The organism is Leisingera sp. JC1, assembly GCF_001679925.1.
GTDB lineage: Bacteria > Pseudomonadota > Alphaproteobacteria > Rhodobacterales > Rhodobacteraceae > Leisingera.
The window spans coordinates 47,338-69,068 of record NZ_LYUZ01000103.1 but is presented as its reverse complement, the minus strand read 5'-3'; the positions used below and the strand labels follow the sequence as shown (position 1 = coordinate 69,068).

The following is a 21,731-nucleotide window of genomic DNA, read 5'->3' as shown; positions in this document are numbered from 1 at the left end:
TTCAGTCAGCCGGCTGCTTGTCCTCGGTCACGCCCACAATCGGGCCCATCATGAAACCGGCGTCGCTGCGGCCCAGCGGCGGCGCGTGCAGGCGTGAGATGTTGCCGTCGAAATACAGTGCGCTGGGCAGATTCAGGTGGTCTCGGAACAAGCTGCCGAACTGGTGAAACGTCACTGCGTTGCGCGAGATAGCAAAGATCGCGCGTCTGCCGTCCGCTGAGGTGCCCACACCGTTGCGGATGTAATAGCTGTCGGAATCGGCCAGGAAGCGCGGATGCAGCTCGCCATCAATGACCAGCATTGGCCCGGACTGTGTGGCATAGGTGCAGCCGGGTGCGGCCTTCTCGAACGCAAGGGTTTCAAACACATCTGCCCTGCCATCACGGATGCACAGCACGCCGTTCGGCAGAAGGCCGAAGTTGCCTGGACCAGCATTGGTCACCAGCCGCATCGCCTCGCCGCTTTCATCGACATAAAGCCCGACGGGGGAGCGGTCCGTGTGATACATGCCCGCGTTGGTTGCAAAGGCCAGTGATTTGCCGTCCTCGGCCAGCGCCCCTTCCAAGGTGGAGAAATGCCCGTAAACCTGTCCTTCGCCATCCTTCAGGAACAACTGCAGCTGTTCCTTGGCAGCGTCCACCTCGCAGATCGAGTACCGGTTGCCCTCATAGGCCACATCGCTGCACTCGACCGCACCGGCCGCGGGAGCGGTCCCCAGCGCTGTCAGCAGAAAAGCGGCCTTGCGGATCACTCTTCCACGTCGCGGCGCACCGCGTACTGGCTCAGCATCCGGCGGGTTTCGTCCATCTGGTCGAAGGTTTCGTCCAAGCGGAACCGCAGGTCCGGGGTGAACTTCAGGCCCAGCTTTTTGCCGACCATCCGGCGCAGTTCGCTTTTGTTGCGGGCCAGCAGCTTCAGCACGTCCTCCTGCCCCTTGCCACCCAAGGGCAGCACAAAGGCGGTTGCGATTTTCAGATCGGGGGAGGTGCGGACCTCACCGACCGTGATCGACATGCGGTTCAGGTCCGGGTCATGCACATCACCGCGCGCCAGCACTTCAGAGAGCGAGCGACGGATCAGTTCGCCGACGCGAAGCTGGCGCTGGGAGGGGCCGGGGCCATCGTGGAATTTGTTCTTTGCCATAGTTCCGATCTATGCCGGATCGCAGTCTTTGCCAAGCGCTGCCCGGCGATGTAGGACAAAACCAGCTTGAACAAGGAAATGGGCCAATGACTCACAAACCAGGGATCGTGATAACCGGCGCATCGGGCCGCATGGGGCAGATGCTGATCAAGACAGTGCTGGAGAGCGACAAGGCCACTCTGGCTGGAGCCGTGGAGCGTGAGGGCCACGAATGGGTCGGGCGCGACGTGGGCGAAGCAATGGGCGGCGCGCCGGTTGGCGTCACCGTGACGTCTGACGCACTGGAGGCATTCTCTAAGGCCCAGGCGGTGATCGACTTCACGGCGCCCGAGGCAACGCTGGCGTTTTCCAAGCTGGCGGCGCAGGCCCGCGCGGTGCATGTGATCGGCACCACTGGCATGACCGATGAGCAGATTGCCCAGCTGGAACCGGCCTCCCGCCACGCGGTGATCATCCGCGCGGGCAACATGAGCCTGGGTGTGAACCTGCTGGTGCAGCTGACCAAAACGGTTGCCGCCGCGCTGGATGAGGATTTCGACATCGAGGTGATCGAGGCGCATCATCACCACAAGGTCGACGCGCCTTCCGGCACCGCGCTGATGCTGGGTGAAGCTGCTGCTGAGGGCCGCGGTGTGAAACTGGCGGATGTGCGTGATTCCGGCCGGGACGGCATTACCGGCGCCCGCAAGCGCGGCGACATCGGCTTCACCGCTATCCGCGGCGGCGACATCGTGGGGGAGCATGACGTGCTGTTTGCTGCAGCAGGCGAGCGCGTCGTGCTGCGCCACCTGGCCACTGACCGTGCAATCTTTGCCCGAGGCGCACTGAAAGCCGCGCTGTGGGGCCAGGACAAGGGCCCGGGCCAGTACGACATGGTGGATGTGCTGGGGCTTTAAAGTCTGAACGGCGGCCCAGAAGGGCCGCTGCCCTTGGGGAGCGTGAGAGCTGGCACCCGCGATTTATCAGAAATCGACGGCGATTCCCTTCTTCTCCCAGTCGCCGTAACGTGCCGGATCAGGGCCATCGCGCCCGCCCAGCTCCTTGGGGCGCGGTTCCTCAGCCTCGGCGGCTTTCCGGCGTTCCTCGGCCTCCGCCAGCGCGCGTTGTGCGGCGGGCGGCAGGTCTTTCTTCACAGGCGCAGTGTCGTCGCTCATCGCGGGTTCCTTTATTCTTTGCGCATGATATACGCCCCTGTCCCGCGTGCACAAGGCGCGCCCTAAGGAGTTACCCCATGTCAGATGCCAACCACGCCCGCCGCACCGCGGTCTACCTGCTGGATCAGGTGCTGGGAGAGGGGCGGCTGTTGGCGGAATGCTATGCCGCCGGGGCGCTGGAAAAGCTGGCACCGGATGAACGCGCCCGTGCGCAGCGGCTGGCTGTGGAAACCCTGCGCAGCCTGGAACGCGCCGACCGGGTGCTGAAGAAGCACCTGAAGAAGTCGCCGCCTCTGACCGTCATGAACACCCTGCGGCTGGGGACGGTGGAGCTGTGCTCGGGCGGCGCGGCGCATGGGGTCGTGAATGCTATGGTGGCCATCGTCTCGAAACACCGGCGTCACGGGCAGCTCAAGGGGCTGGTCAATGCTGTTCTGCGGAAGGTCGCAGACGAAGGTCCGGCGGAATGGGCCAAACTGCGCACGCCGCGCCTGCCGAACTGGATCCGGAAACCCCTGGTGCAGGCCTGGGGCGCTGAGGTGATGCTGGGCATGGAGGCAGCGCATTTTGCCGGTGCGCCGCTGGATATCACCGGCAAGCCCGGAGCGGACCTGGGTGGGCTTGGCGGAGAGGTGCTGCCAACTGGTTCTGTCAGGCTCGCCAATGCGGGCCAGGTTTCCGCTCTGCCGGGCTATGAGACCGGCGATTGGTGGGTTCAGGACGCCGCAGCCGCGCTCCCAGCCTCCATTCTGAACGTCCAGCCCGGAGAAAACGTGCTGGAGCTGTGCGCGGCACCGGGCGGCAAGACCATGCAAATGGCAGCTGCCGGAGCAAAGGTGACAGCTGTTGATGTTTCAGAGGGCCGGGTTGCCCGGCTCAAGGAAAACCTGGAGCGCACCGGGTTGCAGGCGGAACTGATCGTGGGGGACGCGCTGGCGCAGACCGGCCAGTATGACGCCGTGCTGCTGGACGCGCCTTGTTCAGCCACCGGCACGATCCGCCGCCACCCGGACCTGCCGCAGGCCAAAGACGGCAGCGAATTCGGAGAGCTGATCGAGCTGCAGGCACAGATGCTGGCTCACGCCTGGACATTGGTGAAACCCGGCGGACGTCTGATGTTCTGCACCTGCTCGCTGCTGCCGGATGAGGGCGAATGCCAGGTCGAGGAGGCGCTGGACATGTTCCCGGAAATGGCCGCAGACCGTGAGGCGCTGACAGTGCCTGGCGTCAATGCGGACTGGATCACCGAGGAAGGCGGCCTGCGCCTGCGCCCGGATTACTGGCCGGAGCGCGGCGGCATGGATGGCTTCTACATGGCCCTTCTGCGCAAATCCGCGTGACGGTGTGGCGTCTCCGGCATTCGCCGGTGACTTGATCCAATCCCCACGCTATGCTCCTGCCAAAACGCCCTGGAAAACCCGGCGTGAGGCAACAGAGCATGTCCACTTTTGACAGAATGGCAGGCCGCGGAACCCGGCTGCTGAACCGGTTTTATGCCTGGCGGGCACGCAGCCAGCCGGCTGCAACCGGTTTTGTCTCGCAGCCTGAGCCTCGCACCATCGGCAGTTTTGCCCGCGGGCGGCAGCTGGTCGCGGGCAATCTGCTGTTTGCCGGCTACCTGGTCGAATCGCCGGATACCGGGCTGTGGGAAGTTGCGGCGCCAGACACGGCCTTTGACGCGGAACGGCATGGGTTTGCCTGGCTCGACGATCTGGCGGCTGTTGGCGATTTCAAGGCGCGGCTAAAGGCGCAGAAGTGGGTCTGGGGCTGGATCGAACAGCACGGGCGCGGCAGCGGGCTGGCCTGGCTGCCGGATCTGACCGGACGCCGGGTGATCCGTTGGATCAACCACGCGCTGTTCCTGCTGAGCGGCAAGGACAAGGATGAGACCGAGGCTTTCTATGGCTCCCTCGCGCGGCAGACCTGGTACCTGGCGCAACGCTGGCAAGGGGCTGCGCCGGGCCTGCCGCGGTTTGAGGCGCTGTGCGGGCTGATTTATGCCGGTCTGGCCCTGCAGGGGCGCGAAGAACTGGCGGACCCGGCGGTCAGGGCGCTGGCGGCGGAGTGCGACTCCCAGATCGATGAGCAGGGTGGCCTGCCGACCCGCAATCCGGAAGAACTGCTGGAGGTGTTCACCCTCCTGACCTGGGCTGCTGCGGCCCTGCACGAGGCGGGACGGATGGTGCCGCCTGCCCACATTGCTGCCATCGAGCGGATCGCGCCGACCCTGCGCACCTTGCGCCACAGCGATGGCGGGCTGGCGCGGTTTCACGGCGGTGGCCGCGGGCTGGAGGGGCGGCTGGATCACGCCTTGGCTGCCAGCCATGTGGCTGAGCGCCATGCGGATGGTTTGGCGATGGGCTTCGCCCGGCTGTCGGCACGTCGGACCTCGGTTATCGTGGATGCTTCGGCACCGCCCAAGGGCAAGGCCTCGTACAACGGTCATGCCTCGACATTGGCTTTTGAACTGACCTCCGGGCGGCGGCCGCTGATCGTCAATTGCGGATCGGGCGAATCCTTTGGTGTGGAGTGGCGCCGCGCCGGCCGGGCGACGCCCTCACACAGCACGTTGTGTATCGAAGGCCACTCCAGCGCCCGGCTTTCGGCTCCGCATAAGACCACCGGCCATGAGGAGCTGATTGAGGCGCCGGATGATGTTCCGCTGGATCTCGCTGAACTGTCTGACGGCTTCCGGTTTCAGGGCGGCCACAACGGTTATGCCGCGCATTTCGGCCTGACCCATGCCCGCACGCTCGATCTGTCTTTTGACGGCCGTGCCCTGGCAGGGGAGGACATGCTTCTGGCGCTGGAAGATGCGGCCAAGGCCCGTTTTGACAAGGTCAGCAAAAACAACCCGGATGGCGGTGTCAGCTTTGATATCCGCCTGCATTTGCACCCGGAGGTGGATGCAACCCTTGACTTGGGCGGCGCAGCAGTATCCATGGCGCTCAAGAGCGGGGAAATCTGGGTGTTCCGTCATGACGGCGCCTGCCATCTGCGGCTGGAGCCAAGCGTTTTCCTGGAAAAGACCCGCTTGAAGCCGCGTGCGGCAAAGCAGATCGTTTTATCCGGGCGGGCGATGGGATATGCCACCCGCGTCCGGTGGACGCTCAGCAAAGCGCAGGAGACTGCCATTGCCGTGCGAGACCTGAACCGGGACGAACCCGAGACGTTTGACTGAGCCTTTAAAAGGACCTGCCCTGCCATGACCGACCTTCACCCCGTACGCCGTGCGCTGCTTTCCGTATCCGACAAGACCGGCCTGATCGAGCTGGGCCAGGCGCTGGCCGCGCGCGGTGTCGAGCTGCTCTCGACCGGCGGCTCCGCCAAGGCGCTGCGTGATGCAGGCCTGACAGTCAAAGACGTCTCTGAGGTGACCGGCTTTCCGGAAATGATGGACGGCCGTGTGAAGACCCTGCACCCGATGGTGCATGGCGGCCTGCTGGCGCTGCGCGACAATGACACCCATGTCGCTGCGATGAATGAGCATGGCATCGGCGCCATCGATCTGCTGGTTGTGAACCTCTATCCGTTCGAGGCAGCGCTGGCGCGCGGCGCGGATTACGATGAGATGATCGAAAACATCGACATCGGCGGCCCGGCGATGATCCGCGCGGCCTCCAAAAACCACCTGTTTGTCAACGTGGTGACCGACGTCCAGGATTATGAGGCGCTGCTGGCTGAACTGGACGCCAATGACGGTCAGACCTCTTACGCCTTCCGTCAGCGTCTGTCGCAGACCGCTTATGCGCGCACTGCTGCCTATGACGCTGCGGTGTCAAACTGGATGGCCTCTGCAATCGAAGAAAAGACCCCGCGCCGCCGCGCCTTTGCCGGTGAACTGAAACAGACTCTGCGCTATGGTGAGAACAGCCACCAGGAAGCGGCCTTCTACACTGATGGTTCGAACCGCCCGGGTGTTGCCACCGCGGTGCAGCTGCAGGGCAAGGAGCTGAGCTACAACAACATCAACGACACAGATGCAGCTTATGAACTGGTGGCGGAGTTTGATCCGGCCGACAGCCCCGCGGTTGCGATCATCAAGCACGCCAACCCTTGCGGTGTTGCCAAAGGCGCAACCCTGGCGGAAGCTTATCAGAAGGCGTTTGACTGCGACCGCACCTCGGCATTCGGCGGTATCGTGGCTCTGAACCAGCCGCTGGATGCGGACACTGCTGCAAAGATCACCGAGATCTTCACCGAGGTGGTGATTGCCCCGGGTGCGTCTGACGAAGCCAAGGAAATCTTTGCCGCCAAGAAGAACCTGCGCCTGCTGCTGACCGATGGCCTGCCGGACCCGCGCAAGCCCATCGTGGCCTACAAGCAGGTGGCAGGCGGAATGCTGGTGCAGGACAAGGATGTTGGCTACGTCGGCATGGAAGACCTGAAGGTGGTGACCGAGAAGGCCCCGTCTGACGAACAGATGCAGGACCTGCTGTTTGCCTGGAAGGTCGCCAAGCACGTCAAGTCCAATGCCATCGTCTATGTGAAGGACAACGCAACGGTCGGTGTCGGTGCGGGCCAGATGAGCCGTCTGGACAGCGCCAATGTGGCAGCAGCCAAGGCGGGCCGCATGGCTGCCGAACTGGGGCTGGAAGAAAGCCTCGCCAAGGGCTGCGCGGTGGCTTCGGATGCGTTCTTCCCCTTCGCGGACGGCCTGCTGGAAGCAGCCGCCGCGGGCGGTGCCTGCGTGATCCAGCCGGGCGGCTCGATGCGCGATGATGAGGTGATCAAGGCGGCCAACGAAAAAGGCCTCGCCATGGTGTTCACCGGCATGCGCCACTTCCGCCACTAAGCAGGGCAGCTAAGTCATGGCAGCACGTTGGATGATCTGGGGCGCGGTCCTTTCCCTCCTGGCGGACCAGGCCAGTAAATACCTGGTGGTCCACTGGATGGGATTGGATCAGCGCCACCGGATCGACGTGCTGCCGCCATTCCTCAACTTCCGCTATGGCGAGAACACCGGCATCAACTTCGGCCTGTTCGGTGGCGGCGACGAGGCAGCACGCTGGATCCTGATTGGGCTGTCTGTGGCGATCTGCATTGCTTTGGCCGTGTGGATATTGCGCGGGCAGAGCAAATCCAGAGGCATGCAGTTGTCGGCCGGGCTGGTGATCGGCGGCGCCTTGGGTAATGTCGTGGACCGCCTGCTCTACGGCTACGTTCTCGATTTCCTTAACACATCCTGCTGCGGTATTCAGAACCCGTTTGTGTTCAATGTCGCGGATATCTTCATTTTCGGCGGCGCGGCCGGGCTTATCTTCTTTGACGGGCGCAGCAAAAAGCCTGCGTAGACCTCGACAGGCAATTGCGTTAAAAGCGCTGGGAAACAGGCAGGAGTTTGGGGCAATGCGGATCCCGTTCGGAGTGATTGTTCTTGCAGGCGCGCTGGCAGTGTCCGGCTGCGCGCAAAAAGGGCTGCGCGTCCTGCAGAAACCAGGGTCCGGCCCGGATGAGTTTTTGATTTTGCCGTCCAAACCTTTGAGCACACCGGACAGCTATGCGGCCCTGCCCGCACCGACCCCCGGCGGCAGCAACCTGACCGATCCCAATCCGAGTGCTGACGCTGTCGCTGCTCTGGGCGGAAAGCCAGGAGCGCTTGTTCCTGCTGCCGGCGTGCCGTCAGGCGATGCAGCGCTGGTCACCGCTTCCAGCCGGTATGGGGTTGAGCAGGGAGTGCGGGAGACGCTGGCCTCGGAAGATGCAAAATTCCGCCACCGCAACCGCCACCTGGGCCGGATCAAGATCGTGCCGGTTGACCGCTACGAGCAGCTGTACCGCAAGCACAGCATTGATCCGTTTGCCGTGAGCGAACAGTTCCGCAAGGCGGGGGCGGCAACGCCGTCTTCTCCGCCAGAAGAAGAGTCCTGAACGCTCACTTTTCCGCCAGCCGCACTTGCATGATGCCAGCCGCGACGTAGGTTGACAGCAGTCTTTCTGCTGGCAATGGGCGGCGAATTGTGGCTGCATTGATCAAAATGAACAATAGAGCAGTAACCGCACCCTGTCGGGCAAGGGCAAAGGTGCAGAAATTGGAGGAAGCCAGATGATCCAGAGGATCACATTGGCCGCCGCGGCGCTGAGCGCTGTCTTGTCCGCCCCGGCACGGGCAGAGAACGAGGCAGTTACCGCCTTCACCTTGGACAATGGCATGGATGTGGTGGTGATCGAGGATCACCGTGCACCGGTGGTTCAGCAAATGGTCTGGTACCGGGCGGGATCCGCGGATGAGCCGCCGGGCCAGTCCGGTGTGGCCCATTTCCTGGAGCACCTCCTGTTCAAGGGCACTGATAAGCTGGCACCAGGTGAGCTGTCGGCCACCGTGCGCGCCAATGGCGGCCAGGACAACGCGTTTACCAGCTATGATTACACGGCCTATTTTCAGCGCGTCGCTGCCGACCGGCTGGAATTGATGATGCAGATGGAAAGCGACCGGATGACCAACCTCCGCCTTAGCGAGGAGGATATTGCCACCGAACGTGAAGTCATTCTGGAAGAACGCAACCAGCGCACTGACAATGATCCAGTTGCTCTGTTCCGGGAGCAGCTGCGGGCAGTGCAGTACCTGAACCACCGTTACGGCCAGCCGGTGATCGGGTGGCGGCATGAGATGGAAAGCCTGGATATGGAGGACGCGCTGTCCTTCTACCGAACTTATTATGCTCCCAACAACGCCATCCTGGTGGTGTCCGGCGATGTGCAGCCGGATGAGGTGAAGGTGCTGGCAGAAGAATACTATGGCGCGATCCCGCCGAACCCGGATTTGCCGGAACGGTTCCGCAGCCAGGAACCGCCGCAAACAGCCGCCCGCCGGCTTGCGTTCGAGGACCCGCGCGTCGCGCAACCCTATGTTCAGCGGTCCTATCTGGCGCCGGAGCGTGACAGCGGTGATCAGCAGAAGGCCGGCGCGCTCTACCTGCTGGCTGAGCTTTTGGGCGGGGGCAATACCTCATTCCTGGCGAACGCTTTGCAGTTCGATCAGCAGGTCGCCGTTTACACGGGCGCCTTTTATTCGGGCAGCACCCTGGACGATACGTCGTTTACCCTGCTGATCGTGCCTGCGGAAGGGATTAGCATGGAACAGGCCGAGGCGGCGCTGGACGCCACCCTTGCCCGTTTTCTGGAGGAGGGCGTGGACGAGGCCCAGCTGGAGCGGATCAAGCTGCAATTGCGCGCCGCCGAAATCTATGACCGCGACAACGTGAATGGGATCGCCAACCGTTATGGCCAGGCGCTCAGCATCGGGCTGACGGTGAAGGATGTGCAGGACTGGCCAAAGATCCTGCAATCAGTCACTGCGGACGAGATCATTGCCGCCGCGAATGAAGTTCTGCGCCCTGAAACATCGGTGACAGGCTGGATGACGCGCAGCCAGGAGGTGACCCAATGAGCATGCTGAAATACATGGCGGGGGCTTTGGTGGCTTGCTTCATGGCGCTGCCTGCCTGGGCCGAAATCGAGATCCAGGAAGTGGTCTCGCCCGGCGGCATCACTGCATGGCTGGTAGAGGACCATTCGATACCGTTCTCTGCGCTTGAGCTGCGTTTCCGCGGCGGCACGTCTCTGGATGCGCCGGGCAAGCGCGGTGGAGTCTATCTGATGACAGGTTTGCTGGAGGAGGGCTCGGGCGATCTTCGCGCGCAAGATTATGCGCGGGCGCTGGAGTCCCTTGCCGCTGACTTCAGCTATGATGCGGACAAGGATTCGGTTTCTATCTCCGCCCGCTTCCTGACTGAAAACCGCGATGATGCCATTGCGCTGCTGCGCCAGACCCTGTTTGAGCCACGGTTCGACCAGGATGCGCTGGACCGGGTGCGGGCCCAGGTTCTGGCCGGGCTGCGCTCCGACGCCAAGAACCCAAACAACATTGCCGGTTTGGCTTTTGCCAGAATGGCCTACGGTGATCACCCCTATGGCAGCGATGGCAAGGGGACATTGGACTCGGTTGCCGCGCTCAGCCGTCAGGACATTTTCGACGCCTATGAGGCCGTTTTTGCCCGCGATAGGCTCTATGTGAGTGCCGTTGGTGACATCACGGCAGATGAACTGGGCGGATTACTGGATGGCCTTCTGGGCGCGCTGCCGGAAAAAGGTGCGCCAATTCCGGGTCCTGCCGACGTGACGATTGAGGGCGGCGTGACCGTTGTCGATTTCGAAACCCCGCAATCCGTTGCATTGTTCGCCCAGAAAGGGATCGAGCGCGAGCACCCGGATTTTTTCACCGCCTATGTGATGAACCAGATCCTGGGCGGAGGCTCCTTTGAAACCCGGCTGATGAGCGAAGTGCGGGAGAAGCGCGGTCTGACCTACGGGGTCTATTCCTATCTGGTGCCGCGGGATCTCGCTGCCGTTTACATGGGGTCAGTGGCCTCCGCCAATGGCAAGATGGCTGAGGCGGTGGAGGTGATCCGCAATGAATGGCGCCGCATGGCAGAGGAAGGGGTGACGGAGAAAGAGCTGCAGGATGCCCAGACCTACCTGACCGGTGCCTACCCGCTGCGGTTCGACGGCAACAGCCAAATCGCCTCGATTCTTGCGGGAATGCAGATGGATGATCTTCCGATCAGCTATGTGGAGACCCGCAATGACCGCATCAACGCTGTCACCTTGGAAGATGTGAAGCGTTTTGCGGCGGAATTCCTGGATCCGGACGGGCTGCACTTCACCATCGCAGGCCGCCCGGAAGGACTGGAAACCACCAACTGACGCGGGTCAGGCGCGGCCTGGGTCTCCGCCAGCAGCCTCGGCTTAGCACGCCGCCGCCCACGGCGGCGGCACCCTGCCGCTTTCTCTTTCATTTTGCCTGAAACTCCTGTATGGGCGGGCCTGTCTGAGACGATGTGCCAGGGCCCCGGCACGCGAAAGAAAGATAGATGGGGCCGGCGGCAATGGGGCCGCCACGCAAACGGGAGACCCGGAGGGCCGGGAGTGCTCCCAATTAGGATACGCTAGATGTTTAACGTTTCGAAAAAATCGATGCAGTGGGGCGAAGAGACGCTCACACTGGAAACCGGCAAGGTTGCCCGCCAGGCTGATGGCTCTGTGATTGCCACCCTGGGCGAAACCTCGGTCATGGCCAACGTGACCTTTGCCCGTCAGCAGAAGCCCGGCCAGGACTTCTTCCCGCTGACCGTGCACTACCAGGAAAAATACTATGCTGCGGGCAAGGTGCCCGGCGGCTTCTTCAAGCGCGAAGCGCGCCCGACCGAAAAAGAAACCCTGACCGCGCGTCTGATCGACCGTCCGATCCGCCCGCTGTTCGTCCCAGGCTTCAAGAACGAAGTGCTGGTGATGTGCACCGTGCTGAGCCACGATCTGGTCAATGACCCTGACATCGTAGCAATGATCGCGGCCTCCGCTGCGCTGACTCTGTCCGGCGCGCCCTTCATGGGTCCGATCGCGGGTGCGCGCGTAGGCTTCGAAGACGGCGAATACGTTTTGAACCCGACCGTCGACGATATGCAGGACCTGCGCCTCAACCCCGAGCAGCGCCTGGATCTGGTTGTTGCCGGCACCAAGGACGCGGTGATGATGGTTGAATCGGAAGCCTACGAGCTGTCCGAAGCCGAGATGCTGGGTGCGGTGAAGTTCGCCCACGAGCAGATCCAGCCGGTGATCGACCTGATCATCTCGCTGGCGGAAGAAGCCGCAAACGAACCCTTCGACTTCACCCCGCCGGACTACGCTGACCTCTATGAGGCGGTCAAAGCCGCAGGTGAGACCGAGATGCGCGCCGCCTTTGCGATCACCGATAAGCAGGAGCGCACCGCCGCTGTTGCCGCTGCCCGTGAGACCATCAAGGAAAAGCTGACCGAAGAGCAGCTGGAAGATGCCAACCTGAGCTCCGCGCTGAAGAAGCTCGAAGCGGGCATCCTGCGCGGCGACGTGGTCAAGACCGGCAAGCGTATCGACGGCCGCAAGACCGACGAGATCCGCGACATCGTGTCGGAAACCGGCCTGCTGCCGCGTACCCACGGCTCCGCCCTGTTCACCCGCGGCGAGACCCAGGGCCTGGTTGTGACCACCCTTGGCACCGGCGACGACGAGCAGTTCATCGATGCGCTGCACGGCAACTTCAAATCCAACTTCCTGCTGCACTACAACTTCCCGCCGTACTCGGTTGGCGAAGTGGGCCGTGTCGGCTCCCCGGGCCGCCGCGAAATCGGCCATGGCAAGCTGGCCTGGCGTGCGCTGCAGGCGGTTCTGCCGGCGCCGACCGACTTCCCCTACACCGTGCGCGTGGTTTCCGAGATCACCGAATCCAACGGCTCCTCCTCGATGGCTTCCGTCTGCGGCGGCTCGCTGTCGATGATGGACGCAGGTGTACCGCTGAAAGCACCGGTTGCCGGTGTGGCGATGGGCCTGATCCTGGAAGACGATGGCTCCTACGCGATCCTGTCCGACATTCTGGGTGACGAAGACCACCTGGGCGACATGGACTTCAAAGTGGCGGGTACCGAAAACGGCATCACCTCGCTGCAGATGGACATCAAGGTGGCTGGCATCACCCCGGAAATCATGGAGAAAGCCCTGGCGCAGGCCAAAGACGGCCGGATGCACATCCTGGGTGAAATGGCCAAGGCGCTGTCCGAGACCAACGAGTTCTCGGTCCATGCCCCGCGCATCGAAACCATGCAGATCCCGACCGACAAGATCCGCGAAGTGATCGGCTCCGGTGGCAAGGTGATCCGCGAGATCGTTGAAGTGTCCGGCGCCAAGGTCGACATCAACGACGACGGCGTGATCAAGATCGCCAGCCCGAACGGCGACGCCATTCAGAAGGCCTATGACATGATCTATTCGATCGTGGCGGAGCCGGAAGAAGGCCAGGTTTACACAGGCAAGGTCGTGAAGATCGTCGATTTCGGCGCCTTCGTGAACTTCTTCGGTAAGCGTGACGGCCTGGTGCACGTCTCCCAGATCGAAAACCGCCGCCTGAACCATCCGTCGGACGTTCTGAAGGAAGGTCAGGAAGTGAAGGTGAAACTGCTGGGCTTCGACGACCGCGGCAAGGTCCGCCTGTCGATGAAAGTGGTCGATCAGGAAACCGGCGAGGAAATCCAGCCGGAGAAAAAGAACGCCGAAGACGCCTGATTTAGGCATCGGACTATGAATTTGCGCACCCCGTGCAACGGGGTGCGCTGCAATTCTTTTAGACTGTTTTCAAGGATTGGCTGCTCTGCGTGCTCTGCCTGCGCAGCCGCGGCTGCCCTACTTCGAGCGAGCTGAGAAAGACGTATGAGTTCTTCCTTTTCACCTTCAAACGTGACTGTCGTTTCAGTCAGCTACAAGAGCGCACCTGTTCTTGAAAGAATGATTGCCTCTCTGCCGGATGGCGTAAAAGTCATTATCGTGGACAACGCCTGCGAAGACGCGGAAGCCCTGGAAGCTTTAAGCGGCCGCCTCGCCGTCAAGGTGCTCACACCGAAGAAGAACCTGGGCTTTGGACGCGCTTGCAACCTCGGCGCGCGGGAAGCCAGCACCGAGTTTCTGCTTTTTTTGAATCCGGATGCTGCCGTTGAGCCAGGGTCCATAGAGGCCTTTCTGGAAGCTGCCGGCCGTTACGGGCCGCAAACGGCCTTTACACCCAAGATCGCGAACAGTGACGGCAGCCCGAATTTCAAGCGCCGTTCAGTGCTGCTGCCACGCAGCGAATGGATGCCGCGGGGCTGGCCGGAAGAGGAGTGCGAGGTCCCGGTGGTTTCAGGGGCCGCGATCTTTGTTCGTCGGGACTTCTTTTTGTCCCATGGATTTGATCCCTCAATCTTTATGTATCATGAGGATGATGACTGGTCTCTTATAGTGCGCGCTGCTGGTGGAAGGCTTGTCTTTTTGCCTTCGGCACTAATCAACCATCAATCGGGCCACTCTTCCGGGAGAGGCAACTTGATCACAAGGTTCAAAGCCTACCACTTGGGAAAATCCAAAGTTTACGTATTCCGAAAATACGGTATCCCGTTCCCCAAGCAGCGCTTGCTGGTGCAAGCGGTCTGGCAGTTGATTTTGCCGCACAACTTGTTCTCCAGTCGTAAACGAGCCAAACACTTGGGGTTTCTGGAAGGGGTGCGCAAACCGAACAAGAATTTCCTCTCCCCGGAAGAAATGATCTCCCAAACAAAGACGCCATTTTGGAAAGTCAAACGGGAGCTAAAGCGCCTAGGCCGGCAGTTCAAATCATTGCCTTTGACTTTCTATGAACGCTTTTTTTCGACGCCATGGTATGACTGGTCCTGCCGGAACAAAATCAAGTGTTCAGATGGCCGGCTTCCGCAGACACCAAAGGTCGCGATCTTCCTCGTTTTCCCGAGAAATGGCCTGTTGCCGAGTCACAAGCGCTCCCTCGAATATCTTATTGAGAACGGATACTCGCCGCTCGTGGTGTCCAATTTGCCTTTCACGCCTGAGGATGAGCTATACCTGAAAGAAAACAGCTGGCGGTATATGGAGCGGCCGAACGTTGGCTACGATTTTGGAGGCTATCGCGATGCCTTCCTGTCCCTGCGTGAAGACTTGGCTTCGCTTGACCGGTTGGTATTGGTGAATGACTCCAGCTGGTTTCCAGCGCCGGGTTCCAAAAACTGGCTGGTTGAGGCTGAAGCTTTGGGGGTCGACTACGCCGCGGCGGCGACCAGTTTTGGGATTTCCAGAGTTTATCCAGAGCAGTTTGAAGCAATTAAATGGGACTACGATACGTCGCTTCGCAATTTTCACTATGGTTCTTATGCCGTTTCGATTGGACCGAGCCTGCTGACGTCCAAGCGGTTTCTTAAGTATTGGAAACGGTATGCTCTGACAGCAGAGAAGAACAAAGTGGTCCGGCGGGGCGAAATTGGCATGACGCGTTTCGTTCTCAAAAATGGTTTCACCCACGGTGCCACCTACGACATCCGAACTCTGCCGGAAATGCTTGCGAAATGCACGGATGAGGAAATCAACAAGTATGCCAGAAACGTCAACTTTCTGGATGACTATCCGACAAAGGATATTGTGGATGATGTCCTGCCTTTGCTGGATGCAACGAAGTCTCGGGAGCAGCGCGAAAGCCTGACCCGTTTCATCATGGCAACTTCAGCACGCATTGGCATCAGCTACGTGCTTCCTGGGTTTCTGATGGAAAAACACGGGTTTTGTTTTTTCAAAAAGTCGCTTGCGAAAATTAACAAGGACAACTCTGACATCGCGCTGCAGCTCGCAGAGACCTTGGAGGGGGAGGATGGTGCAATCATTCTGCAAGAAGTCAGAGACATTAGAAGCCAAAAGGGATTCTGAGACCTGCTTGCGATAGATCCGGAGCTGGAAAAGCCCCGCTTGCTCCACTGCCTGTTCAGAAGATTTGCGGACAGCTGCGCGCCAAGCTGCAGCTGCCCGCGAATTGCCGTAGCTTACTCCGGTGCCTTCACCTTGCGCAGGTAGGGGAAGATGGTTTCGAACTCGCCGAACTTCGCCTTGGCGTCCTCGTTTGAGACGGTGGGCGGGATAATTACGTCTTCGCCGGGGACCCAGTTTGCCGGGGTGGCAACACCCTTGCCGATCGACATCTGCAGCCCGTCCAGTGCCCGCAGAATTTCAGCGAAGTTACGGCCAACTGTCATCGGGTAGGTCATCGAGAGCTTCAGCTGTTTGTCGGGGCCGATGATGAACACTGAGCGCACGGTGGCGCTGTCGGCCGGGGTGCGGCCGTCGGGCAGGTAAGCTTCGGCAGGCAGCATGTCGAACGCCTTGGATACCGCCAGACCGTCGTCGGCAATGATCGGGAAGCCCGGTGTGGCCTTGCCGTATTCCTCGATGTCTTTCTTCCACTTCTTGTGGTCTTCAACGCCATCGACCGACACACCGATCACTTTGGTGTTGCGCTTGGCCCATTCGTCACCCAACTGCGCTACCGCCGAGAACTCGGTGGTGCAGACAGGGGTGAAATCCTTGGGGTGAGAGAACAGAATCGCCCAGCTGTCGCCGATCCAATCATGGAAGCTGATGCTGCCCTGGTCCGTTTCCGCGGTAAAATCAGGGACCGTGTCGTTAATGCGCAAACCCATGGCGGTATCTCCTTGTCAGTTAAGTATCGAGTCGTCTTGACTGCTACTTAAGTACTCTAACGCAAGGATAAAGCCGCCGTGCAAGGAAACCGCAAATTATCACTTTGCCCAGTGCAGGACGTCGCGAAACACGGTCATTGACAGCGCCCTCAATAATTTGATCAAATTATGCATCGAAGACCCTTGCCCCCTCCGGGACGCAGTGACAGAGTGGCCGCAAAACCGGCAATCCACTGCCAGAAATACGTCTGAATTGGGAGTTCCCAGATGATCGAGAAACGTGACTTTTACATCAATGGCCAGTGGGTCGCCCCTTCTGCCGCCAATGACTTCGAGGTAATCAACCCCTCGACCGAAGACCCCTGTGCTGTGATCTCGCTGGGTTCCGAAGCCGACACCAACGCCGCCGTGGCCGCTGCCAAGGCAGCACTGCCAGGCTGGATGGCGACACCGGTGGAGGAGCGCATCGCGCTGGTTGAGAAGCTTATCGACGTCTACGAAGCGCGCGCAGAAGATCTCGCCCAGGCGATGTCGCTGGAGATGGGAGCGCCCATCGACATGTCGCGCACTTCACAAGTCGGGGCTGGCAGCTGGCACCTGCGCAACTTCATCACTGCGGCCAAGGAGTTTCCGTTTGAAGCACCGTTGAACGACCGCAGCCCTAACGACCGCATCATCCACGAGGCTGTTGGCGTCTGCGCCCTGATCACGCCTTGGAACTGGCCGATGAACCAGGTGACGCTCAAGGTCGGCGCCGCGGCTGTGGCCGGCTGCACCATGGTGCTGAAGCCGTCAGAGCAAAGCCCGCTCAACGCGATGATTTTCGCCGAGCTGATGCATGAAGCCGGCTTCCCGGCAGGCGTTTTCAATCTGGTGAACGGCGACGGCCCGGGTGTTGGTTCCCAGCTGACCACCCATCCGGATGTGGACATGATCTCCTTCACTGGCTCCACCCGAGCAGGCATCGCCATTACCCAAGCCGCGGCGCCCACCCTTAAGAAGGTTGATCTTGAGCTGGGCGGCAAAGGCGCCAATGTGATCTTTGAGGATGCCGACGAAAAAGCTGTAAAGCGCGGCGTGCTGCACATGATGCAGAACACCGGCCAGAGCTGCAACGCGCCCAGCCGGATGCTGGTTCAGAACAGCATCTATGACCGCGTGGTTGCCGAGGCAGCGGAAGTGGCCGCCAAGGTAGAGGTCGGCCCGGCAGATCAGGAAGGCCGCCACATCGGCCCGGTGGTCAATGAATTGCAGTGGAACAAGATCCAGGACCTGATCCAGAAAGGCATCGACGAAGGCGCCAAACTGGTGGCCGGCGGCACCGGCCGTCCCGACGGGCTGAACAAGGGCTTCTACGTGAAGCCGACGGTTTTTGCCGATGTGAACAACCAGATGACCATCGCGCGGGAAGAGATCTTCGGTCCGGTGCTGTCGATCATTCCTTTCGAGACCGAAGAGGAAGCGATCGAGATTTCTAATGACACGCCTTACGGCCTGACCAACTATGTGCAGACCCAGGATGGCGCCCGCGCCAACCGCATGGCCCGCGCGCTGCGTTCCGGAATGGTTGAGATGAATGGCAAGTCCCGCTCGGCCGGCTCGCCCTTTGGCGGCATGAAGCAGTCCGGCAAGGGCCGCGAGGGCGGCAAATGGGGCATTGAGGACTTCCTGGAAGTCAAAGCTGTTGGCGGCTGGGCGGCCGAGTAAGCCCTTAGCCTGCGAAGTATTGCAGAGCCGCCCCTCGGGGCGGCTTTCTTTTTGCGAGTGAGGGCGGAGGGCGATGCTCCCGCGCCTTCCAACTCCCCGGCTGCGCCGGGCCGCCTGCAGGCTTGGGTGTGGCCCGTGCTGTGCACGGGCAAGGGGCGGTTGAGAAGCGTTTGAAGAGCAAGACTGACCTTCTGTACGCCTGTTTCAGGACAGGTCGGCAGGCCGGGAGGGAGAGACCCTCAAATGTAGGCTCTAAGCAGGCAGATTACTGCGATACCAGCCGCCATTGTCAGCGGCAGGCTGCGAGAGAACATCGCCACGACCAGCGCGGCTGCGCCCGCCATCCATTCCTGCGGCCCGCCCTGCATCAGAAGATAGGTGACAAGTGACAGGATCAGGCAACCCGGCAGCGCCTGCAGCCCGCGCGCCCAAGGGCCGTGGTCCGGCAGCCGCCGGCCCAGCAGATAGCCTGAGAGCCGCACCGCAAAGGTGGCGGCGGCAAGGCCAAGAATCAGCGTCCAGGTTTCAGTCAACGCCCAGCACTCCGGCAATCGCAGCACCACCCAGCCCGCCCAGGATCAGCGTCAAGGTGGGATCCATCGGGGTCATCAATCCGGCGAACAGCACAATGGCGGAGGACCCGATCCACGGCAGCAGCATGGCCCTGACGCTCCACAAGGACCGCAGGATGGCGATGAAGGCGGCAGTGAAGGCAAAATCCATGCCCAGGGCCTTCGGTTCCGGAACCGAGCTGGCAAAACTTGCACCCGCAACCGTGGCCAGCACCCACACCGCGACCAGCCCCAAACCGCCGCCCACCAGGTACCAGTAGCCCGCGCTGTGGCCGCGGGCGCGCATGGCGTGCATCAGCGCCCAGTTCTCATCCGTGGCCAGATGCACCCCCAGGAGGATCTGCCACCAGGGCCGCCCGGCCAGTTCATCCCGCAGCGAGGCGGTGATCAGCAAAAGCCGCAGGTTCAGCGCGAGCCCCGCCAGCAATGCCGCACCGGCGCTTGCCCCGGCCACCAGCCGCTCCACCGCGATGATCTGAGACGAGCCGGCAAAGACGATGGTCCCCATCACCCCCGTCTGCAGCCCGTCCATCTGCGCCTGCGCCGCCAGAAGCCCGAAGGCCAGCCCATAGACAGCGACGCCGATCGCTAGCGGCAGGATATCCCTCAATCCGGTCAGCAGCTGACCGCGGACGGCGGGGAGGGCGGTGGTATCCTGAACGGCCATCGCAAGGCTCCTCTGGAAACAGGTGTTCTGTTCAGCTATACCGAACATCAGGCTTCTATACCGAACGAACGGACCGTTCGTCAAGGTGAACGATTGGTTGAAATATTGAACGCATCAGCACCCCACCAGATGATTGCCGCGGCCATCCAGCGCGAGCGCAGCCGAGCAGGGATATCGCTCTCAGCCCTTGCCGCCAAAGCCGGGATCGCCAAATCGACCCTGTCCCAGCTGGAGGCAGGCAACGGAAACCCCAGTGTAGAGACGCTTTGGGCACTGGCGGCAGCGCTGGATGTTCCCCTGAGCCTGCTGTTTGAAACCGAGGCGCCTGCCACCAGGCTGATCCGCGCCAGCGAGGGGGAGGTGCTGGCGTCGGAGCAATCCGATTTCGTTGCCGTCCTGCTGTCCCGCAGCCCGCCGAATGTGCGCCGGGATGTCTACCGGGTGGTGATGCAGCCTGGCGAAGTCCGCCATGCCCAGCCGCACCCACGCGGCACGGTGGAGCATATGCTGGTCTGTTCCGGCCGGATGCGGGCCGGGCCTGAGGGGCAGGAAGAGACCTTGAAGCCCGGTGATTATTACACCTACCCCGGCGACCATCCGCACAGCTACGAGGCGCTGCAGGCGGACACGATGTTCCTGATGGTGATGGAGGCGCCCTGACCGGCGTCTTCAGAAATCCGGCTTCACCCGGAATTTCAGCGACTCGCCGCTGTCCGGGTGTTTGATCCGCAACTCCTCCGAATGCAGCATCAAGCGCGGGTGTTCCAGGGCGGCGCCAGTGGCATAGAGCGGATCGCCCAGGATCGCATGGCCCAGCGACAGCATATGCACCCGCAGCTGGTGCGAGCGCCCCGTCTTGGGGGTCAGCCGCACCCGGGTCGCGTTTTCTTCGTATTTCATAACCCGCCAGTCAGTGACAGCCGGCTTCCCGGTTTCATGACAGACCATCTGCTTGGGCCTGTTCGGCCAATCGACGATCAGCGGCAGGTCAACGGTGCCGCTCCTCGGCTCTAGCTTGCCGGCCACCCGCGCCACATAAGCCTTTTTGGCAGTGCGCTTTTCAAACTGCATCGACAGATGCCGCTGCGCATGGGGGGTGAGGGCAAAGACCATCACGCCAGAGGTGTCGCGGTCCAGCCGGTGCACCAGCAGTGCCTCGGGGAAGGCAGCCTGGATGCGGCTGATCAGGCAGTCGGCCAGATGCTCCCCGCGGCCCGGCACAGACAACAGGCCTGCAGGCTTATTCACCGCCAGCAGTTCGGCGTCGTGGTGCAGGATCTCCAGCGGGTTCTGCGGCGGGGTGTATTCGTTTGATACGGCCATGTAGGCTTGCCTACTGCGGGACCCGGGCAAGGGCAAGCTGTCCGGCGCCGCTTTCCCGCCAGCAGCACTTTTGTTAAATTGACACTGTCCCGGCGATCCGGTAACCGGCGCGCCTCACGTACATATGGGGACGATGCATGGCACGCAAACGCAAAGGGCGCGATATTTCCGGCTGGCTGGTGGTGGACAAGCCCGCGGGGCTGACCTCGACTGCGGTTGTGAACAAGGTGCGCTGGGCGCTGGAGGCCAAGAAGGCCGGCCATGCGGGCACCTTGGACCCGGAGGCAACCGGCGTTCTGGCGGTGGCGCTGGGCGAGGCGACCAAGACCGTTCCCTATATCACCGACGCGCTCAAGGCCTATACCTTCACCGTGCGGCTGGGCCAGGCAACCAACACCGATGACGCCGAAGGCGAGGTGATTGCCGAAAGCGCCGAGCGTCCCGCGGACGAACAAATCAAGGACGCATTGCTGCCCTTCCTGGGCGAGATCATGCAGGTGCCGCCGAAGTTCTCGGCGGTGAAGATCGACGGCCAGCGCGCCTACAAGCTCGCCCGTGATGGGGAGGATGTGGAGATTGAGGCCCGTCCGCTGTGGGTCGAGGAGCTGATCATGCTGGATCGTCCCGATGCAGATCACGTGGTACTGGAGATGACCTGCGGCAAGGGCGGTTATGTGCGCTCCATCGCCCGTGATCTGGGCGCGGCGCTGGGCTGCCACGGCCACGTCAAGGAACTGCGCCGGATCTGGTCCGGCCCCTTTGATGCGGCAGAGGACGGGATTTCCCTAGAGGAGATCGATCGCCTGGCCCGCACGCCGGAACTGGACGCATTCCTGCGCCCGCTTGAGGAAGGGCTGGCTGATCTGCCCGAGGTCAAGTGTACCCCCGAAGGGGCTGTCCGGCTGCGCAACGGCAACCCGGGCATGGTGATGCCCAATGACGAGGTCGAATACGGCGACGAGGCCTGGGCCTCGCTCGATGGCCATGCAGTTGCGGTCGGCATCTACAAGTCCGGCACCCTGCATCCCAGCCGGGTCTTCAACCAGGACACAAGCGCCGGTTAATAAAGCGTAACTTTTTGGGTCAGCAGTTTTGACCGGATGTTTCGCGCGCGAAACATTTGGACAGC

General features: G+C 61.7%; 20 protein-coding genes. 13 read left to right on the top strand and 7 right to left on the bottom strand.

Annotated elements, in window-relative coordinates; genetic code table 11:
* Position 1 precedes the first annotated feature (1 nt).
* Together A9D60_RS16200 and rbfA are read right to left on the bottom strand one after the other, a co-directional pair.
* Complete coding sequence (locus A9D60_RS16200) at positions 2 to 751, bottom strand: phosphodiester glycosidase family protein (protein WP_065268552.1); 750 nt, start codon at positions 749 to 751, stop codon at positions 2 to 4.
* Entirely contained in the window at positions 748 to 1,143 is a 396-nt protein-coding gene (gene rbfA / locus A9D60_RS16195) for a 30S ribosome-binding factor RbfA (protein ID WP_065268551.1), read from the bottom strand. The genes A9D60_RS16200 and rbfA overlap by 4 nt, the downstream gene beginning before the upstream one ends.
* An 86-nt stretch (positions 1,144 to 1,229) precedes the next feature.
* On the opposite strand from rbfA, the gene dapB reads away from it, so the two are divergent.
* Entirely contained in the window at positions 1,230 to 2,039 is an 810-nt protein-coding gene (gene dapB / locus A9D60_RS16190; protein WP_065268550.1) for a 4-hydroxy-tetrahydrodipicolinate reductase, read from the top strand.
* Positions 2,040 to 2,105: 66 nt separating this feature from the next.
* On the opposite strand, the gene A9D60_RS16185 is transcribed toward dapB, so the two are convergent.
* Positions 2,106 to 2,297, bottom strand: a complete 192-nt coding sequence (locus tag A9D60_RS16185; RefSeq protein ID WP_019295137.1) for a DUF1674 domain-containing protein — start codon at positions 2,295 to 2,297, stop codon at positions 2,106 to 2,108.
* A gap of 77 nt (positions 2,298 to 2,374) precedes the next feature.
* On the opposite strand from A9D60_RS16185, the gene A9D60_RS16180 reads away from it, so the two are divergent.
* The 9 genes from A9D60_RS16180 to A9D60_RS16140 all read left to right on the top strand — a co-directional run bounded on the left by A9D60_RS16180 (position 2,375) and on the right by A9D60_RS16140 (position 15,566).
* Entirely contained in the window at positions 2,375 to 3,637 is a 1,263-nt protein-coding gene (locus A9D60_RS16180; RefSeq protein WP_065268549.1) for an RsmB/NOP family class I SAM-dependent RNA methyltransferase, read from the top strand.
* Positions 3,638 to 3,735: 98 nt separating this feature from the next.
* Complete coding sequence (locus A9D60_RS16175) at positions 3,736 to 5,478, top strand: heparinase II/III family protein (RefSeq protein ID WP_065268548.1); 1,743 nt, start codon at positions 3,736 to 3,738, stop codon at positions 5,476 to 5,478.
* 24 nt (positions 5,479 to 5,502) lie between these two features.
* The gene (purH, locus tag A9D60_RS16170) at positions 5,503 to 7,092 is read left to right on the top strand and encodes a bifunctional phosphoribosylaminoimidazolecarboxamide formyltransferase/IMP cyclohydrolase (protein ID WP_065268547.1); all 1,590 of its coding nucleotides are present in this window, start codon (positions 5,503 to 5,505) and stop codon (positions 7,090 to 7,092) included.
* Between the two features lie 16 nt (positions 7,093 to 7,108).
* Positions 7,109 to 7,591: a signal peptidase II gene (lspA, locus tag A9D60_RS16165; RefSeq protein WP_065268546.1), complete on the top strand. Its 483-nt coding sequence runs from the start codon at positions 7,109 to 7,111 to the stop codon at positions 7,589 to 7,591.
* A 55-nt stretch (positions 7,592 to 7,646) separates the two neighbouring features.
* Positions 7,647 to 8,168 carry a DUF3035 domain-containing protein gene (locus A9D60_RS16160; RefSeq protein ID WP_065268545.1) on the top strand — a complete coding sequence of 174 codons (522 nt, stop codon included), beginning with the start codon at positions 7,647 to 7,649 and terminating at the stop codon, positions 8,166 to 8,168.
* Between the two features lie 175 nt (positions 8,169 to 8,343).
* Positions 8,344 to 9,687, top strand: coding sequence for a M16 family metallopeptidase (locus A9D60_RS16155; protein WP_065268544.1), 1,344 nt, complete (start codon positions 8,344 to 8,346; stop codon positions 9,685 to 9,687).
* A complete protein-coding gene (locus tag A9D60_RS16150) occupies positions 9,684 to 11,003 on the top strand; it encodes a M16 family metallopeptidase (RefSeq protein WP_065268543.1) in 1,320 nt (439 codons plus the stop codon). Before A9D60_RS16155 ends, A9D60_RS16150 begins: the two co-directional genes overlap by 4 nt.
* A 246-nt stretch (positions 11,004 to 11,249) precedes the next feature.
* Complete coding sequence (gene pnp, locus A9D60_RS16145; RefSeq protein WP_065268542.1) at positions 11,250 to 13,391, top strand: polyribonucleotide nucleotidyltransferase; 2,142 nt, start codon at positions 11,250 to 11,252, stop codon at positions 13,389 to 13,391.
* Between the two features lie 144 nt (positions 13,392 to 13,535).
* Complete coding sequence (locus tag A9D60_RS16140) at positions 13,536 to 15,566, top strand: glycosyltransferase (protein WP_083194234.1); 2,031 nt, start codon at positions 13,536 to 13,538, stop codon at positions 15,564 to 15,566.
* Positions 15,567 to 15,679: 113 nt separating this feature from the next.
* Here the strand turns inward: A9D60_RS16140 and A9D60_RS16135 are convergent, their stop codons facing one another.
* Positions 15,680 to 16,333 (bottom strand): peroxiredoxin, encoded by a 654-nt coding sequence (locus A9D60_RS16135; RefSeq protein ID WP_065268540.1) that lies wholly within the window; start codon positions 16,331 to 16,333, stop codon positions 15,680 to 15,682.
* A gap of 267 nt (positions 16,334 to 16,600) precedes the next feature.
* Here A9D60_RS16135 and A9D60_RS16130 point away from each other — a divergent pair, with 267 nt between their 5' ends.
* Positions 16,601 to 18,040, top strand: coding sequence for an aldehyde dehydrogenase family protein (locus A9D60_RS16130; protein ID WP_065268539.1), 1,440 nt, complete (start codon positions 16,601 to 16,603; stop codon positions 18,038 to 18,040).
* 239 nt (positions 18,041 to 18,279) lie between these two features.
* Here A9D60_RS16130 and A9D60_RS16125 read toward each other — a convergent pair whose 3' ends face one another.
* Both A9D60_RS16125 and A9D60_RS16120 read right to left on the bottom strand, forming a co-directional pair.
* Positions 18,280 to 18,573 (bottom strand): AzlD family protein, encoded by a 294-nt coding sequence (locus A9D60_RS16125; RefSeq protein ID WP_065268538.1) that lies wholly within the window; start codon positions 18,571 to 18,573, stop codon positions 18,280 to 18,282.
* Complete coding sequence (locus A9D60_RS16120; protein WP_065268537.1) at positions 18,566 to 19,279, bottom strand: AzlC family ABC transporter permease; 714 nt, start codon at positions 19,277 to 19,279, stop codon at positions 18,566 to 18,568. The genes A9D60_RS16125 and A9D60_RS16120 overlap by 8 nt, the downstream gene beginning before the upstream one ends.
* Before the next feature lie 129 nt (positions 19,280 to 19,408).
* On the opposite strand from A9D60_RS16120, the gene A9D60_RS16115 reads away from it, so the two are divergent.
* A complete protein-coding gene (locus A9D60_RS16115) occupies positions 19,409 to 19,939 on the top strand; it encodes a helix-turn-helix domain-containing protein (protein WP_065268536.1) in 531 nt (176 codons plus the stop codon).
* 9 nt (positions 19,940 to 19,948) lie between these two features.
* On the opposite strand, the gene A9D60_RS16110 is transcribed toward A9D60_RS16115, so the two are convergent.
* Positions 19,949 to 20,602, bottom strand: coding sequence for an RluA family pseudouridine synthase (locus A9D60_RS16110; protein WP_065268535.1), 654 nt, complete (start codon positions 20,600 to 20,602; stop codon positions 19,949 to 19,951).
* A gap of 137 nt (positions 20,603 to 20,739) precedes the next feature.
* On the opposite strand from A9D60_RS16110, the gene truB reads away from it, so the two are divergent.
* Entirely contained in the window at positions 20,740 to 21,666 is a 927-nt protein-coding gene (truB, locus tag A9D60_RS16105) for a tRNA pseudouridine(55) synthase TruB (RefSeq protein WP_065268534.1), read from the top strand.
* Positions 21,667 to 21,731 lie beyond the last annotated feature (65 nt).